This is a genomic window from Streptomyces sp. Xyl84, from assembly GCF_059731885.1.
In genome coordinates this window covers 4882645-4899597 of record NZ_AP029182.1, presented here as the reverse complement: position 1 = coordinate 4899597, position 16953 = coordinate 4882645, and the positions used below count along the sequence as shown (strand labels likewise).

General features: G+C 71.7%; 11 protein-coding genes. 4 read left to right on the top strand and 7 right to left on the bottom strand.

The genetic code is table 11. The features are described 5' to 3' along the window. Positions 1–103: 103 nt before the first annotated feature. Entirely contained in the window at positions 104–1231 is a 1128-nt protein-coding gene (gene proB / locus AC6I72_RS21210; RefSeq protein WP_498002691.1) for a glutamate 5-kinase, read from the bottom strand. A gap of 419 nt (positions 1232–1650) precedes the next feature. Between proB and AC6I72_RS21205 the strand changes: the two genes are divergently transcribed. The 4 genes from AC6I72_RS21205 to AC6I72_RS21190 all read left to right on the top strand — a co-directional run bounded on the left by AC6I72_RS21205 (position 1651) and on the right by AC6I72_RS21190 (position 8794). Beyond that, a complete protein-coding gene (locus tag AC6I72_RS21205) occupies positions 1651–5022 on the top strand; it encodes an ALF repeat-containing protein (protein WP_498002690.1) in 3372 nt (1123 codons plus the stop codon). Positions 5023–5276: 254 nt separating this feature from the next. Continuing rightward, positions 5277–5666 carry a hypothetical protein gene (locus AC6I72_RS21200; RefSeq protein WP_498002689.1) on the top strand — a complete coding sequence of 130 codons (390 nt, stop codon included), beginning with the start codon at positions 5277–5279 and terminating at the stop codon, positions 5664–5666. Positions 5667–5988: 322 nt separating this feature from the next. Continuing rightward, complete coding sequence (locus AC6I72_RS21195; protein WP_498002688.1) at positions 5989–6510, top strand: hypothetical protein; 522 nt, start codon at positions 5989–5991, stop codon at positions 6508–6510. 79 nt (positions 6511–6589) lie between these two features. Continuing rightward, positions 6590–8794, top strand: a complete 2205-nt coding sequence (locus AC6I72_RS21190; protein ID WP_498002687.1) for a S1 family peptidase — start codon at positions 6590–6592, stop codon at positions 8792–8794. A 77-nt stretch (positions 8795–8871) separates the two neighbouring features. On the opposite strand, the gene AC6I72_RS21185 is transcribed toward AC6I72_RS21190, so the two are convergent. From AC6I72_RS21185 to rplU, 6 genes are all read right to left on the bottom strand, one after another. After that, a complete protein-coding gene (locus AC6I72_RS21185; protein WP_498002686.1) occupies positions 8872–11706 on the bottom strand; it encodes a stealth conserved region 3 domain-containing protein in 2835 nt (944 codons plus the stop codon). 5 nt (positions 11707–11711) lie between these two features. After that, positions 11712–12701 carry a hypothetical protein gene (locus AC6I72_RS21180; protein WP_498002685.1) on the bottom strand — a complete coding sequence of 330 codons (990 nt, stop codon included), beginning with the start codon at positions 12699–12701 and terminating at the stop codon, positions 11712–11714. Then, on the bottom strand, positions 12698–14467 hold the full coding sequence (locus tag AC6I72_RS21175; RefSeq protein ID WP_498002684.1) for a stealth family protein: 1770 nt from the start codon (positions 14465–14467) through the stop codon (positions 12698–12700). The genes AC6I72_RS21180 and AC6I72_RS21175 overlap by 4 nt, the downstream gene beginning before the upstream one ends. Before the next feature lie 258 nt (positions 14468–14725). Next, positions 14726–16162 carry a GTPase ObgE gene (obgE, locus tag AC6I72_RS21170; protein ID WP_498002683.1) on the bottom strand — a complete coding sequence of 479 codons (1437 nt, stop codon included), beginning with the start codon at positions 16160–16162 and terminating at the stop codon, positions 14726–14728. A 104-nt stretch (positions 16163–16266) separates the two neighbouring features. Then, positions 16267–16521, bottom strand: coding sequence for a 50S ribosomal protein L27 (rpmA, locus tag AC6I72_RS21165; RefSeq protein WP_037854440.1), 255 nt, complete (start codon positions 16519–16521; stop codon positions 16267–16269). A gap of 14 nt (positions 16522–16535) precedes the next feature. Further along, complete coding sequence (rplU, locus tag AC6I72_RS21160) at positions 16536–16856, bottom strand: 50S ribosomal protein L21 (protein ID WP_004931419.1); 321 nt, start codon at positions 16854–16856, stop codon at positions 16536–16538. Positions 16857–16953: the final 97 nt, after the last annotated feature.

Below are 16953 nucleotides of genomic sequence, written 5' to 3'. Positions count from 1 at the left end.
ATGTGTCCCCGGGACAAAGTGCAGCAGGCCCTACGGCTCCGTGGGGCGGTTTTGCGGAAGGTCCCCCACCTTCAGGGACCGGACGGCCGGACGTTTCGGCCCATTACGGCTCCAGGAGCACCAGGTCGTCCCTGTGTACGACCTCGCGTTCGTACGCCGGTCCCAGTTCGCGGGCGAGTTCCCGGGTGGAGCGGCCGATCAGCCGGGGGATCTCCTTCGCGTCGAAGTTGACGAGGCCGCGGGCGACGGGGTGGCCGCGGCCGTCGCGCAGTTCGACCGGGTCGCCGGCGGCGAAGTCACCCTCGACGGCGGCGATGCCCGCCGGGAGCAGCGACTTGCGTCCCTCGACGACCGCGTGCACCGCGCCGTCGTCGAGGGTGAGGGCGCCCTGCGGGGTGGAGGCGTGCTGGAGCCACAGCAGCCGGTCGGCGGAGCGCCTGCCGGTGGGGTGGAAGTAGGTGCCGGTGTCGTTGCCCGCCAGGGCGTCGGCGGCGTGCACGGCGCTGGTGAGGACGACGGGGATGCCCGCGGCGGCGGCGATCCGGGCGGCCTCGACCTTGGTGACCATGCCGCCGGTGCCGACGCCCGCCTTGCCGGCGCTGCCGATCTCCACGCCCGCGAGGTCGGCGGGGCCGTGCACCTCGGTGATCCGGGAGGTGCCCGGCCGGCTCGGGTCGCCGTCGTAGACGCCGTCCACGTCGGAGAGCAGGACGAGCAGGTCGGCGCGGACCAGATGGGCGACGAGGGCGGCGAGACGGTCGTTGTCGCCGAAGCGGATCTCGTCGGTGGCGACGGTGTCGTTCTCGTTGACGATCGGCAGGGCGCCCATGGCCAGCAGCTTGTCGAGGGTGCGGGAGGCGTTGCGGTGGTGGGCGCGGCGGCTGGTGTCGTCGCCGGTCAGCAGGACCTGGCCGACGCGGATGCCGTAGCGGGCGAAGGAGGCGGTGTAGCGGGCCACGAGCAGGCCCTGGCCGACGCTGGCGGCGGCCTGCTGGCGGGCGAGGTCCTTGGGGCGGCGGCGCAGGCCGAGCGGGGCGAGACCGGCGGCGATGGCGCCGGAGGAGACGAGGACGACCTCCTTGTGCCCGGGGCCGCCGTGCTTGGCGAGGGCGTCGACGAGGGCGTCCACCCGGTCGGCGTCCAGGCCGCCGGCGGCGGTGGTCAGCGACGAGGAGCCCACCTTGACGACGATCCTGCGGGCCTCCCGCACGGCCTGCCTTGCCCCTGCCACCTTGCCGCCCGTCCCCTCCGTGTTCCGGTGATCCCGTCCCTGCGGTGATCCGCCTCGCAATCTACGCGAGCCGGCCGGCGACCGCTCGTTCGTCCAGTACGCGGACGAATGACCGGATCGCGCCCCGGGGCGCGTCTGAAACGTGAGGTGTCTCTCAACCGGCGCTCAAGCCCCGTGGGGAAGCGCCCGGTTGACCGGAAGATGGCGCAAAACCATCGGTGAGGGTCCGTATTTGGCCAACGAATCCTCCACGGGTGTTCAACAAATTCCCCGGAGTGCGTATCTTCGCGTGGCGCTCTGTCGTGTCCCTGCTCAACTTCTGCACCAACGGGGGGACATGCGCGCGGTGGACACCAGTCTGTCCGGCGGCGCTCCGCCGCCTTCGCGCAGCCGTCGGGCACCGACAACGAAGGACCGCTTTGGACACCACCTACTGGAGCAGACGACGCGTTCTCGGCGCCCTCGCCGCCACCGCGGCCGTCACCGCCACGTCGAGTCTCGTCCTCAACCCCGTCGCCGCCTGGGCCGCCGACACGCCCCCGGCGGACGACGATGGCGACCCGCTCAACCTGCCCGACACCGACCGGGCGAAGGCCGTGAAGGCATGGCTGCTGGGCGGCCCGGCCGTGCGCGCCGCCGCGGAACTGGCGCTGAGCGGCACCGACGCCGACATCCAGACCTTCCTGGCCACCGAACTGCCCGCGGCCACGGCCGAGGACAACCGCGTGGCCGTCCTGACCTCGCTGGCGGCGGGCGGCACGGGCACCCGGCGGGCCGCCTCCGCCGCGCTCGACGGCGGCGACGCGGCCGTCACCGACTACCTCGGCTCCGGCTTCAAGACCGCGATCGTGGAGGACCTGCGCGTCGCCACCAGCACCGTGATGGCGACCGGGGACAAAGCCGTGCGCCGGGACGGCGACGCCGCCCTGAGCGCGGGCACGCAGGAGGCCCTGGAGGACTTCCTCACCGAGGGGCAGTACAGCGCCCGCCTGGAGGACATGCGCTTCCAGGTGTCCGCGCTCACCGTGAACGCGGGCCCCGAGGTGCAGAAGTACGCCACCCGTGCACTGGACGGCACCGCCGACGACGTCGAGTGGTTCCTCGACACCGGCCAGCACATCGCCCGGGCCCGGGACCAGGAGTCCGCCAAGATCGAGGAACTGGTCGCGGTCGTCGAGCGCGAGGGCAAGATCGCCGACGCGAAGACGAAGGAGGCCGAGGAGGCCGCCGCCCGCGCCGTCGAGGCCGCCGCGAAGGCCAAGGAGGCCGCCGAGAAGGCCGCGGCCGAGGCCCAGGCCGCCCAGGAGGACGTGGTCAAGTCGGGCAAGGCCGCCCGCAAGGCGGCGCAGGCCGCGCAGGGCGCCGCCGACTCCTCCCGCGTCGCCATCCGCGCCTCGCACGCCGCCGTGCAGGCCTCCCGCCGGGCCGCCTACGCCGCCACCGCCGCGAGCCAGGCGGCGGCCACCGCCGGCTCCGCCGCCGCCCGCGCCTACAACGCGGCCATCGCCGCCTCCAAGGACGCCTCCAAGGCGTCCGCCGCCAAGGACGCCGCCGTCGCCGCGCGCAACGCCGCCGCCAAGGCGCGCAGTGCCGCGAAGGCCGCCGACTACGCCGCCACCTCCTCCGCGCAGGCCGCGAGCGCCGGTTCGGCCGCCGCCTCGGCCGCCCGCAACGCGGCCGCCGCCGCGAACGCCTCCGCCACCGCCGCGTCCGCCGCCGGCAAGGCGCAGGCCGAGGCCGCCGAGGCCAAGCGGCAGGCGCAGATCGCGAGCAGCAACGCGCAGATCGCCACCAACGCGGCCGGTACGGCGCAGGCCCTGGCGAACACCGCGGCCAGTGCCGCGCGCACCGCACGCGACGCCGCCAACAGCGCGGCCGACCACGCGGACAAGGCCGCGGACGCCGCCGAGTGGGCCGTCAAGTACGCGGGCCAGGCCGTCGAGTACGCGAAGAAGTCCACCGAGTTCGCCAACGCGGCCACCGCGGCGGCCAACACCGCCACCGACGCCGTCAACCAGGCGGTCGCGGTGGAGAAGCAGGCCCGCGACGCCGAGTGGCAGCGGCTGGACGAGGACCTGAAGCAGGCGCTGGAGGAGGCCCGCGACCTCGCGGAGATCGAGGAGCGGGAGCGGGCGGAGTACGCCGAGAAGCGCACCCAGGTCTCGCAGGCCGAGCAGGCCACCAAGGACCTCGTCGCGCAGGCCGAGGCGGCCCTGAAGAGCGGCGACCTGGGGCTCGCCGCCACCCTCGGGCGCAAGGCGGCCCTCGCCCACCTGGACTCCCGCGGTTCCTGGTCGCGCGAGGCGGCCCGGTTCGCGCTGTCCGGCGCCGACGCCGACGTGCACGGCTGGATCGACACCGACCGGGCGCTCGCCCAGAAGCAGGACGACCGCGAGACCGTCCTGTACCTGGCGCAGATCACCACCCCGGACGTGGCCGACGCCGCGACCAGGGCGCTGGAGAGCGACGACCCGGACGCCGGCACGTCCTTCCTCTCCACCGGTGTGGTCGAGGCCGCCGCGACGGACAACCGGGTCGCGGTCTCCCGCGTCCTGGCGGCCGGCCCGGGCAGCGCGGTGACGAAGGCGGCGAACGACGCCCTGAACGCGGGGACCGCCGAGGCCCTGCACGAGTTCCTCAGCGTCACCTACGAGGCGGCGCAGCGCGAGGACGACGCGGTCGCCACCGCCGCCCTCATCGACAAGGGCGGCCCGTACACCAAGGCGCACGCCCAGGCCGCGATGGAGGGCCCGACGTGGATGCGTCGCAACTTCATCGCCTCCGTCCAGTACAAGACCGCGCAGCTCGACTACGACTCGGCCGCCCACATCGCCGCCGTGCAGGGCGCGATCGCCGCCGCCGCGAAGATCGCGAACAAGGCGCAGGAGGACGCGGCCCGGGCGCAGGAGGCGGCGGCCAAGGCCCGCAACGCCGCCACCGAGGCGCTGCAGTGGGCGGACAAGGCGAAGAAGGCCGCCGACCAGGCCGCCGCGTCCGCGCAGCAGGCGGACGCGAACGCGGACGCCGCCGAGCAGTCGGCCAAGGACGCGCAGGCCTCCGCCGACCGCGCGAAGGCCGCTGCGGCCACCGCCCGCACGGCCGCGCGCTCGGCGAACTACTCCGCCAACCGCGCGGTGGACGCCGCGCAGCGCGCGGTGGCGTCGGCGAACTCGGCGCAGGCGTCGGCGGCCTCGGCGCGTGCCTCGGCCGTCCAGGCGGGCAAGGACGCGCAGACCGCCGCCGCGGCGGCGAGCCAGGCCCACCAGATCGCCGCGGCCAAGCGGAAGGCGGAGATCGCGGCGGCGGCCAAGGCGGCGGCCGAGCAGGCCCGCAAGGCCAAGGAGGCCGGCCAGAACCCGGCCGACACGTCCGACAACGACGATGTCAAGGGCGGCCTGCCCTGGTGGAAGAAGGACGCCCGGTGGCTGGCGAACGCCACCAACTGGGCGAGCATCGGCACCGGGTTCGCCTCGGTCGGCATCGGCCTGGTCGGGCTCGGGGTGGGTGTCTTCTTCCCGCCGGCCGGACTGGCGCTCGAAGGCATCGCGACCGGCTTCGGATATGCCTCGCTCGCATTCACCGGACTGAACGTCCTGTTCACCGGGATCGGCTACGGCTGGACGAGCAGCGAGTTCCAGTCCTCCCTCGGGAGCGCCGCGCTCAGCCTGATCACGTTCGGGCAGTCCAAGTGGATCGGAGCGCTCGGCGGGACCAAGGTGGCGACCAAGCTCACGCAGGCGGGACACGATCTCATCTCGCCGGTGACGGGTCTGCTCGGATCCCTCTTCTGAGCGGCCCGGTGTAAGGTCCCCGCCAGGGCCGGCGGCGCATCCGCCGCCGGCCCCAGGCCCTGTCGTCGAATTCCCGCCCGCCCCGCGACGCCCGGCACGCCCTCTCGCCGCACCGGACGAAAGCCCGAGTACGCCCGGTACGAGGACTTCCGCCCGGCACGCCGAGAGCGCGCACCGGACGCCGCAGGGCCGCCCTCCGGGCGACGACGGGAATTCGACGACAGGACCTGGCGGGTTTTCCGAAAGGAGCGGTCATGCTCGCGCGGCTTCCCCTCGGCTGGCTGCTGCTCATGGCGGCTTTCGCCGCTTTCCTGCTCACTGCCGAGATGCACCGCTGGATGAAAGTCCGCAGGCTGACCCTGTGGGTGGCCGTCGTTTCCGCGGCCTGCTGCCTCGGCATGGTCGCGGTGGGAAATCTCCAGCAGCAGCACTGGAACGCGCGGCAGATGCTGGTTCTCTACTCCTTCACCTGGACGGGTCTCGCCCTCGGCCTGCTCCCCTCCGGGAAACTCTTCACCGAATGGTGCGAAGAATGGCGAAGGGGCGTACGCAGGGACAAGTACGAGTACCCTGCGCGATATCAGGCGGCCGTCTACGTTTCGGTTATCGTGATGGGATTTCTGGCGTTTCTGCTGGCCGTCTGAGAAACATCCCCCCGCTGTGATTCACCTCACAACGAGGCTTCCACTTTACGCCCCATTTAGGTACTTTGCGAAGTGGACAAGGGTTCATCGCAGAGGGTTTTATAGCCAAGTTCGAGCAGTTTCCCGACAGTCGGACAGAAGCCCGGTCAGGGCCGTACGCCAAATGAATGGCAGGGCGGGCACGTCGCCATTCGTTCGATTGCCGGGAGTGGGGGCACTGCGCGTCACTTCCGGCTGCCTTCACACGACTGCATGAAATGCGCTCCGGACCATCCGCTCCGGAGGCCGACGAGTGAGGACTGTGATGAAGGCACGTGCCGTAATGGCGAAGCCGTACCAGAGAAGGATCGCCGGCACCGTTCTGGCCGCCGCGGCCGCGGGCGCCCTGGCGTTCACGGCACTGACGGGCGGTACCTCCGCCGCCAAGGACGTCACGGCCGACTCGGTCACCTCCGTCGCCGGCGAGGCCCCCGGCTACGCCGTGGAGGACTTCAACTACCCGGGCGCGGACAAGATCCTCGCGGAGAAGAACATCGTCCTCAAGCGGGGCGACGGGCACATCACGCTCGTCGACTGCGCGAGCGGCACCGGCTTCCTCGAGGTCTGGGCCCGCAGCAAGGACAAGATCTGCTTCCAGGTCACCGGGAACACCGGCTGGCTGACGATGGAGATCCCCTCCGTCTACGCCGTCCGGGGCAACGACTACGCGGCCCAGGTGGACATGACCGTCGACTCGGAGCAGAAGAGCTTCGACGTCGCCAAGAACACCTGGACCGCGGTCGGCGAGAGCGCTGACCCGCAGGGCCGGGAGCACATGCTCGTGGAGATCCGCACCTCCAAGTAACCCCGGGCCCTCCGCCGTCCGCCCCCTCCTCCGCGCGGCCGCACCGGCCCCGCGGATCACAAGCTCAAGGACTTTCTCCATGCCACAATCCAGACACGTGCGTCTCGCCGCACTCGCCACCGCGGTCCTCGCGGGCCCCCTGGCCGTGTGCGCCGCGCCCGCGTCCGCCGTCACCGGCAACCCGGTCACCGACGCCTCCTTCGCCCCCACCGCGCAGGTCATCGTCGGCGACCACGACCACGGCTGCTCCGGCGTCCTGGTCGACACCGAATGGCTGCTCACCGCGGCCAGCTGCTTCGCCGACAACCCCGCCACGGACCTCACCGTGCCCGCCGGCAAGCCGAAGGTGAAGACGACCGCGACCATCGGCCGTACCGACCTGAGCGGCACCGACGGTGCCGTGCGCGAGATCGTCGAACTGGTGCCCCGCACCGACCGCGACGTGGTCCTGGCCCGGCTGAACCGCCCGGTCACCAACGTCGCCCCCATCGCCCTGGCCACCACCGCGCCCGCCGCCGGCGAGGAGCTGAAGTTCGCCGGCTACGGGCGCAGCAAGACCGAGTGGGCGCCCCTGAAGCTGCACAGCGGCGCGCTGACCGTGGACTCCGCCGACGCCACCACGGCCGCGGTCACCGGCAAGGACGGCGCCGCCGCCTGCATGGGCGACAGTGGCGGTCCCGTGGTGCGCACGAGCGGCGGCACCTCCCAGCTCGTCGCCCTCAACAGCCGGTCCTACCAGGGCGGTTGCTTCGGCATCGACGCGACCGAGACCCGTACCGGCGGTGTCGCCACCCGCGTCGACGACCTCGCCTCCTGGGTGAGCTCCAAGACCGGCGCCGCGCGCATCACCGACTTCAACTGCGACGGCGTCGAGGACGTCGCCATCGCCGACCCGAAGGCGGCCGTGGGCGGCAAGGACGGCGCGGGTGTCGTCCGCATCGTCTACGGCGGCGGCAAGGGAACCGCCGAGATCAACCAGGACCTCGACTGGGTGCCCGGCGGCTCCGAGGCCGGCGACTGGTTCGGCGAGGCCATGGACACCGTCGACTACAACGAGGACGGCTGCACCGACCTGGTCGTCGGCACCCCCTCCGAGGACCTCGGCACCGCCGCCGACGCGGGCATGGTCGACATCCTCTACGGCGCCCCGGCCGGCATCGGCACCGGCTCCCTGAAGGACACCCACTTCGAGCAGGGCTCGGGCACCGGCTCCTTCAAGTCGTCCTCCCCCGAGGCCGGTGACCGCACCGGCCAGTCCGTCGCGGCCGGCGTCACCGCCGCCGGTGAGCCGTTCGTCGTGATCGGCTCCCCGGGCGAGGCCATCGGCAGCGTCGCCAAGGCGGGCATGGCCTTCTACGTGCACGGCGACACCAACATCGCCATCAGCCAGGACAGCACCGGCGTGCCCGGCGCCGTGGAGGCGAACGACGGCTTCGGCGGCGCGGTCGCGGCCGACGCCAACCACATCGCCATCTCCGCCTCGAACGAGACGATCGGCACCGACGCCGGCGCCGGCAACGTGGCGGTCTTCTCGCACCAGCTGAACTCCGAGAAGCGGCCCACCCCGCTGTTCGGCCTCGACCAGGACCTGGACACCGTCTCCGGCGGCGCCGAGCCGGGCGACCAGTTCGGCAAGTCGCTGGCCATGGTCACCTACCGCCCCTCGGGCGCGGCCACCGCCAACGAGTCGATCATCGCGATCGGCGTGCCGGGTGAAGACCTGGACATCGACGGCGTCAACAAGACCGACGCCGGCATGGTGCAGACCTTCCGCGTCACCGCGGCCGGCACCTACAGCCAGCTGAACTCGTACTCGTCCGGCACCGGCACCGACACCGTGCCGGGCACCGCCGAGGCCGGTGACCACTTCGGCACCGCCGTGGCCGCCGTGAACACCGCGCCGCGCGCGGTGAGCACCACGGCGACGATGAAGCTGGCCGTCGGCATCACCGACGAGGCCATCGGCACCACCGCGAAGGCCGGTGCCATCACCACCTTCTCGCTGCTCGGCTCGCCCGGCGCGAACAACCGCTGGATCGAGGCCGGCACCTCCGGCATCCCGGGTCCGGCCGGTGCCGACCAGCACCTCGGCCAGAGCATCCACTACAGCGGCACCCAGCTGTACCTGGGCATGCCCTACGGCCCGGGCAGCTACGGCACGGTCTACGCCCTGCCGCTGTCCAACGTGACCGCGGGCGGTTCCAACGCGGCGATCACCACGTACCAGCCCGGCAAGGGCGGTCTGCCGGCGGCCGGCGGCCGCTTCGGCTACGTGGTCCGCTAGCACCGCGGAACACAGCGGAAGGGGGGCTTCCCCGGCACTCGGTGCCGGGGAAGCCCCCCTCTCCGTGTCCTGCCGGATCAGAGCTCGTACGGGCTCTTCACCGGGAAGTAGGCGCGCAGGAACGAGCTGATGATGCGGGCCTGCTCCTGGTCCGGGACCTCCGCGTCCTGCGACTCGCCCAGGCAGAACGCGTCGTGGCCGCGGATCGCGAGCAGACGCGTCAGCTCGGGGTGACGGGAGTAGGTGCCCACGTCTATGTAGGCGCAGCGGATGCTGCTCGGCACCGCGCTGCCCGTCAGGAAGCCGTAGTGGTGGTGCAGCGAGGAGACCATCGAGATGTCCTGCCAGCCGCGCATCGGGTTGGCGGCGGTGCGGGCCACGCTCTCGGGGAAGTCCGCCTCGATGCTCTCCAGGACGCTCCTGCGCAGCGGGTGCGGGGCGTGCGCGAAGCTGTTCGCCACGGTCACCCCGAAGCGCTCCTCGAGCAGCTTGCGGTTGTTCTTCGCCGCGGCGAAGTAGCCCTCGTCCGTCTCGGCCGGGTCCCCGATCGGCACGGTGGTGGGCGTCCAGTAGAAGCGGCTGGTGCCGTTCGCCTGGAAGAACTTCTGCGGGTTGAGCGGCCTGCCGATGAACACGTCGTCGTTCATGTACAGGAAGTGCTCCGACAGCCCGTCGATGTGGTGCAACTGGCTCTCGATGGCGTGCGAGTTGAACGTCGGCAGGCAGGACGGGTCGGTGAAGATGTCGCGGTGCGAGACCACCTCGATGCCCGGGTGCTCGGTGTTCAGCCACTGCGGGGTCTGGTCGTCGGTGACCAGGTAGATCTTGCGCACCCAGGGCGCGAACATCGCCAGGGAGCGCAGCGAGTACCGCAGTTCGTCCCGGTTGCGGAAGCGCGCGGCCTCGTCACCGGAGCCGGAGGCCTCGGCGGCGAAGCCGAGTTCCGCGCGCCGGCGCGCCCGCCGCTCCTGCCAGCTGGGGTCCGAGTCGTCGACCCAGGTGTAGACGACGTCCACCGGGAAGGTGATGTCGCTGACCAGCCTCTTGGTGAACGGCTCCAGCGTCGGGTACTCCCGGTCGCGCACGCGCATGTGGGCGTCCGCGGTCAGCGACGGCAGCTTCGGGCCGACGGCGCTGGCGCGCAGCGGCGCGACGAACTGGCCGTCGCCGCCCTCCTCCTCCGGGACCTGGCGCCAGAACTCCACGTCACAGCCGTAGGCGGGGCCGAAGCGCAGCGTGCGGCTGGAGGTCACCACGGGACGGAAGACCCGCAGCCCGGCCACCTCGCCGGCGGCCTCCAGGCGCTCGGCGAGCAGGACGCCGGGCGCGTGCGTGCGGGGCTTGAGGAGTTCGGCGTAGACCGCCTTGCCCTCGTAGTCGGTGGCCAGGGCCTTGCGGACGGCCGCCTGGTGGACGGTGTCCACGGCCAGGCGCCGGCGCGGGCTGTCCTCCCGGTCGCGCACCAGCACGTAGGGGATGCCGTGCTTCTCCAGCGCGGCCACGACGGTCTCGAAGTTCCGCTGCACTATGTCGGTGCCCTGGAGGTCGTCGTGGACCTCGGAGAGCCGGCCGCTGGCCCGTACCAGGGAGCGGTTGGACGCGCCGATCACCAGCTCACGGGCGCGCTGGTCGCCCGAGGAGGGTGCGGTGCGGTCGGCGGCGACCGCGGCGTGGAAGCGGCCGGCCCCGCCGTGGGCGACGCGGTGGGCCATGCGGTCGGCGCGCTGCGCCATGCGCTGCGGGTCGTCGCGGCGGTAGAGCAGCTCGGTGAACAGCTCCTCCCACTGCTTGACGATCACGTCGGCGGCGAAGCGCGCGGAGCCCTCGTGGGCCTTCTCGCCGTAGGAACGCAGCAGTTCCTCGTCGCCCATCAGACGGGAGATCGCCTCGGAGAGGCCCTCTATGTCGTTGGGCGCGACGAGCAGCCCGTCCACGCCGTGCCGGATGATCTCGGCGGGACCGGTGACGATGTCGTACGCCACCGCCGGGACGCCCGCGGCGAAGGCCTCCAGGAGCACCAGCGGGAACGCCTCGCCGTCCTGCGACGGGAGCATGGTGAGGCTGGCCTTGGCCCATTCCTCGGTCATGTGCTGGCTGGGGCCGAGAATCTCCACGGAGTCGTGCAGACCGAGGCCCTGGACCATGTTGCGCAGCCGGGACATCTGCGGGCCGTCGCCGAAGATGCGCAGCCGCCAGCCGGGGTGCTCGGGCAGCGCCTTGGCGAACGCCTGGATGGCGTGGTCGACCTGCTTGTCGGGCACGAGCCGGCGGGGCATGACGATGCTCTTGCCGGTGAGGCTGGAGCGGGGGCGGAAGCCCTCGGGGATGGCGTTCGGGATGGCCGCCAGACGCGGGGCGGCCTTGCCGAGCGACTCCTCGAGCCACTGCTTGGTGCGCTCGGTCAGCACGACCAGCGCGTCGATCTCCGGGGCCCGCAGCAGCAGCGGTTCGCCGGTGCCGCCGCGCAGCTGCGAGGGCCGGTGCTCCTGGTGGATGGTGATCACCCGGGAGGGCACCAGGTCGGCGACGGCGGACATCAGCGCCGGGGAGGTGGTGATGAGGATGTCGGTGTCGAGGGTGCGCAGGGCGCGGTTCATCTCGACGTCGGAGAGGGCGTCGAAGGTCGCCTCCCACTTGGGGCTGATCAGGTCGCTGGGCAGCCCGGCCAGCCGGCGGCACTCCTCGGCGCCGATGTCGCTGTCGCGCACCGGGCGCTCCGTCTTGCCCGTGCGGTCCACCAGGTAGCGCACGGGGACCCGCTCGTCCACGGAGAAGAAGGGGCGCTCACGGGTCTTGAAGACGCTGAGCACCTCGACGGTGTGCCGGGGTGCCAGGTGCGTCGCCTGGGTGTAGACGGCCTGCTCCGTGCCGCCCATCTCGTCGCCCCAGGTGAGCAGAAACGTGATCTTCATTGGTGTCAACATCCAGAGGGGAGGTGGGCCGCTCGGAAGGCGAGGCTGCCGATGGGCGTGTAATACGGGTTGATCCTGAGCACGGACTCGTCGTCGGCGGTCAGCAGCCGGTGGGGCATCCGGAAGACGTCCCCGGGGCTGCGTACGTCGGTGCGCTGCCGGGAGATCTTCAGCGCCCGGCGGCGCGGGCGCTGGAGCCGTACGTCGAAGATCTGCTCCTTGGTGCCGAGGTCGCCGAAGTCGGCCACGGTGAGCGAGCAGACGAAGACGTCGCCGTGCCAGGTGGCCGGGACGACCCGGGCCGCCTTGCCGCTGCGGCGCACCAGTTCGACGTCGCCGCTGCACTCCTCGGCCGGCGCGTTGACGAGCCGGCCCTCCAGCGTCACCTCGGACCAGCCGATCTTCACGGCCAGGATCTCCGCCTCGGCGTCGTCCCTGCCCACGGACACGTACGCGCGTCCGGTGCCGGAGGCGATCAGACGGCAGTAGGTGCCGTCCGGGCGCACCGGCTCGGGGACGGTCGGGCCGTCCGGCATCAGCCGGGGCGCCTTGGCCACCGCGAAGCGGCGTTCGGTGCCGGTGGCGTCGGTGAAGACGACCGACAGCCGCCACTGGCCGGACCCCAGCAGGAACCTGCGCACCCCGGCGGGCACCGGCGGGTGGGCGTCGGCGTCCGCCTCCAGCAGGTCGAGGACGGCGGTGCCCTGGGCCTCGACCTGTCCGTCACTGCGCTGGACGAGCGTCAGCGGGATCACCACCGGGGTGGAGGATCCGCCCAGCAGCAGGGAGGCGGACGAGGCGGTCACCTCGCCGGGCACGCGGACGCAGAAGTTCAGCGTCCGGCCGTCGAGCAGGGAGAGGTGCTCGGCGGTGACCCGCGGCCAGTCGTCGGCGCTCGGCGGGACCAGGACGAGACTGTCCAGTCGCGACCGTGCCGAGCGCACCACGTCGTACCCCTTGCGCATCACCTTGTGCGGGGTAGGGAGTTGTCTCATCGGTTGTCTGCACCACGCTCGTAGGGGCTGGGGTACGGGAAGTACTCGTCGAGGAAGCGGCCCATCAGGGCCTGCTGGCGGCCCAGTTCGGCCTCCGTGGACGTCGTGTCGTTCAGGCAGAACACGTGCGCGTCACGCTGTGCGAGCAGTCGGCCGAGCACGCGCTCGACACCGGGTTTGCCCACGTCGCAGTAGCGGTACACGAGTCCTTCACCGGAGAAGGAACGCTGGGTGTGGAAGGCGTAGTAGTGGTGCAGGGACGAGGCGACCGAGATGTCGTCGACGCTGCGGAACCGGCTGGCGGCGGTGCGCCGGTGCTCCTCGGGGAACTCCCGCTCGATCTCGTCCAGGACCCCGCGGTGCAGCGCGTGCGGCACGTGCTTCATCTTGCGGAAGATGTTGTCGCCGAAGCGCTCGGCGATGAGCCTGCGGTTGTTCTTCCCGGCCGCCGCCACCGGCGGGTCGTCCGGGGAGGGCTCGCCGAAGGGGACGAGGGCGGGCGAGAGGTAGAACTTGCCGAGCCCGTTGGGCAGGAAGAAGTGCTGCGGAAGCACCTCCTGGCCGAGCATCACGTCGTCGTTGAAGTACAGGAAGTGCTCGGAGAGACCCTCGATGTGGTGGAGCTGGCTCTCGATCGCGTGCGAGTTGAAGGTCGGCAGCGCGTCGGGGTCCTTGAAGATCTCCTTGTGGCTGACGACCTTGATCCGCGGGTGGTCGGTGTTCAGCCACTCGGGTGTCTGGTCGGCGGTCACCAGGTAGATGTTGCGCACCCAGGGCGCGTACAGGTGCAGCGAGCGCAGCGAGTAGCGCAGCTCGTCGCGGCTGAGGTAGCGGGCCGCGTTGGCCGCCTCCTCGTGGTAGGGCCGGTCGGAGAAGGCGGCCCGCCGGCGCACCCAGTCCGGGTCGGAGCCGTCCACCCACGTGTACACCACGTCGATGGGGAACGTACGCCGTCCGACGGCGGCCGCGGCGAAGGCCGGGCGGGTCGGCACGCGCACCGGTTCCTGCTCCCGCTGCTCCCGCTCGGCGGGCAGCGGGGCCAGTTCGGTGAACAGGCTCTCGTCGGCCTCGACCGACGCCTCGTGGACCGGGACGGCCTCGGCGACGACGTTGCGCCGGGGGGAGACCAGTTCGTCGCCCTCCTGCCGCCAGAACTCGATGTCGCAGCCGTAGCGCAGGCCCAGCACCAGGCGGCCCGTCTGGTCGGTGAGGTACCAGGTGCACCGGAAGACGTCGGCGCCGGCGACCCGCTTCCAGGGACCCGCGCCGTAACCGGGCAGCGCGGACTCCTCCTGGGGCTGGCGGCCGCGGACCGGGACCACGTACCCGGGACGGACCCGGCAGGCCTGGCGCAGTGCGGTGAGCACCCGCTCGCGGTCCTCGCGCCGTACGGCGAGCGCGGCGGAGGTCTCGGAGCCCGAGCGCACGCAGAAGTACTCGACGCCCGCGCCGCGCAGCGCGGCGGCCACCTCGTCGAGGTTGGCCCGGCGGGCCTCCAGCGGCGTGATGCCGGGGACGACGTGGGCGATGCGCGGTGTCCCGTCGACGCTGACGACGGTCCTGTCGTGCCGTGCCAGCAGCGACCGGTGACGCCGGACCACCCGCACCCGCTTGACCTGGTTGCGCACCTCGGCCGCGGCGGCGATCCCCGACTTGAGCTGCTCGCGGAAGTCGGTCCCCACGTGCTCGGCGATCACTCGCCGCGCGCCGACCGGCACCGCGCGGCGGTACACGCCAACCAACCGGGAGGCTTCAGGGTTTCGCACTGCGGGAGCTCCTCCGACGGGAACGGCTGGGTGAACGGCACGCCCCCACTAGGTGATCCGGTAAAAACACGGCGAGACAAGTATGCAGTGTGTTTACCCCACGTCCGCATGGCCGTGCCACAACCGCAACCGCCAGCAAATGCGGCATACCGGGCCAATCGGCTACGAGTGTTGACATAAATCACAGCCGGGAACCGGGCACGCCCCCGCCGCGTCCGGGAGCACTCACGGCTCCCGGACCCGGCGGGGACCTGCGGGTCAGAACGGCTCGAAGTCGTCGTACTCGCGCTCGGAGTCGTCGCGCTCGGCCTGCCGGTCACGGCGGCGCTGCGCGGCCGGGCGGGGTGCCTCGAAACGGTGGTCCTCGCCACGGCGGCCGAGCATCTCCGCGCCCGCCATCACCGAGGGCTCCCAGTCGAAGACGACCGCGTTGTCCTCCGGACCGATCGCCACGCCGTCACCGTTGCGGGCGCCCGCCTTGAGCAACTGCTCCTCGACACCGAGGCGGTTGAGCCGGTCGGCGAGGTAGCCCACGGCCTCGTCGTTGTTGAAGTCGGTCTGGCGCACCCAGCGTTCGGGCTTCTCGCCGCGCACGCGGAACAGGCCCTCGTCCTCGCGGGTGACCGTGAACCCGGCCTCGTCGACGGCCTTCGGCCGGATGACGATCCGCGTCGCCTCCTCCTTGGGCCGCGCGGCACGCGCCCTGGCGACCAGCTCGGCCAGCGCGTACGACAGCTCCTTCAGACCCATGTGCGCCACCGCCGACACCTCGAAGACGCGGTAGCCGCGCGCCTCCAGGTCCGGCCGGACCATGTCGGCGAGGTCCTTGCCGTCGGGCACGTCGATCTTGTTCAGGACGACGATGCGCGGCCGGTCGCCCAGGCCGCCGTACTGCCGCAGCTCCTCCTCGATGATGTCGAGGTCGGAGACCGGGTCGCGGTCCGACTCCAGGGTCGCGGTGTCCAGCACGTGCACCAGCACGCTGCACCGCTCCACGTGCCGCAGGAACTCCAGGCCGAGGCCCTTGCCCTGGCTGGCGCCGGGGATCAGACCGGGCACGTCGGCGACGGTGTAGACGGTGGAACCGGCCGTCACCACGCCGAGGTTGGGCACCAGGGTCGTGAACGGGTAGTCCGCGATCTTCGGCTTGGCCGCGCTGAGCACCGAGATCAGCGACGACTTGCCGGCGCTCGGGTAGCCGACCAGCGCCACGTCGGCGACGGTCTTCAGCTCCAGGACGATGTCCTGGAGGTCCCCCGGCACGCCGAGCAGCGCGAAACCGGGCGCCTTGCGGCGGGCGCTCGCCAGCGCCGCGTTGCCGAGGCCGCCCCGGCCGCCCTGCGCGGCGACGTACGAGGTGCCGTGGCCGACCAGGTCGGCCAGCACGTTGCCCGCCTTGTCCAGGACGACCGTGCCGTCCGGCACCGGCAGGACCAGGTCCTCGCCGTCCTTGCCGGAACGGTTGCCGCCCTCGCCGGGCTTGCCGTTGGTGGCCTTGCGGTGCGGGGAGTGGTGGTAGTCGAGCAGCGTGGTCACGGACTGGTCGACGGTGAGGATCACATCGCCGCCGCGGCCTCCGTTGCCGCCGTCGGGGCCGCCGAGCGGCTTGAACTTCTCACGGTGCACGGAGGCACAGCCGTGGCCCCCGTTACCCGCGGCGACGTGCAGCTCGACGCGGTCCACGAAGGTGGTCATGGTTCGTGCCTCCAGAACTTACGGGAACGTCTCTTACGTAACACGCGAAAGGCGGACCCGCCTTCCCGACCGGGAAGTGAGGTCCGCCTCGCGAAAGTCTCCGGTCAGGCGACCGGAACGATGTTCACGACCTTGCGGCCGCGGTGGGTACCGAACTCCACCGCACCGGGCTGCAGCGCGAACAGCGTGTCGTCGCCGCCGCGGCCGACGCCCGCACCGGGGTGGAAGTGGGTGCCGCGCTGGCGGACGATGATCTCACCGGCGTTCACGACCTGACCGCCGAAGCGCTTCACGCCGAGCCGCTGGGCATTCGAGTCGCGACCGTTCCGGGTGGACGATGCGCCCTTCTTGTGTGCCATGTCTCCTCAGTCCCTTACTTCGCAGCCGCGGGGATCTCAGTGACCTTGATCGCCGTGTACTGCTGGCGGTGGCCCTGACGACGGCGGTAGCCGGTCTTGTTCTTGTAGCGCAGAATGTCGATCTTCTGCCCCTTGTGGTGGTCCACGACCTCAGCCTGGACCTTGATGCCGGCCAGCACCCACGGGTCGCTGGTCACAGCGTCGCCGTCGACAACGAGCAGGGTCGAGAGCTCGACCGTGTCGCCAACCTTGGCGGTGGAAATCTTGTCAACCTCAACGATGTCGCCGACAGCAACCTTGTGCTGGCGACCACCGCTGCGCACGATGGCGTACACGCGGATCTCACTCTCTCGCTCGGGAAACGGCACCCCCGCAGGCCAGCCGCCCGCACTGCGGACGACCTCTCCCGGCCAGCCCAGTGCCCGGGAGGAA

Excerpts from the sequence above, each read along its gene's own strand:
- AC6I72_RS21200 (WP_498002689.1), top strand. The coding sequence starts at position 5,277 with ATGCTCGCGCGGCTTCCCCTCGGCTGGCTGCTGCTCATGGCGGCTTTC.
- AC6I72_RS21195 (WP_498002688.1), top strand. The coding sequence starts at position 5,989 with ATGGCGAAGCCGTACCAGAGAAGGATCGCCGGCACCGTTCTGGCCGCC.
- AC6I72_RS21190 (WP_498002687.1), top strand. The coding sequence starts at position 6,590 with ATGCCACAATCCAGACACGTGCGTCTCGCCGCACTCGCCACCGCGGTC.
- AC6I72_RS21185 (WP_498002686.1), bottom strand. The coding sequence starts at position 11,706 with ATGAAGATCACGTTTCTGCTCACCTGGGGCGACGAGATGGGCGGCACG.
- AC6I72_RS21180 (WP_498002685.1), bottom strand. The coding sequence starts at position 12,701 with ATGAGACAACTCCCTACCCCGCACAAGGTGATGCGCAAGGGGTACGAC.
- obgE (WP_498002683.1), bottom strand. The coding sequence starts at position 16,162 with ATGACCACCTTCGTGGACCGCGTCGAGCTGCACGTCGCCGCGGGTAAC.
- rpmA (WP_037854440.1), bottom strand. The coding sequence starts at position 16,521 with ATGGCACACAAGAAGGGCGCATCGTCCACCCGGAACGGTCGCGACTCG.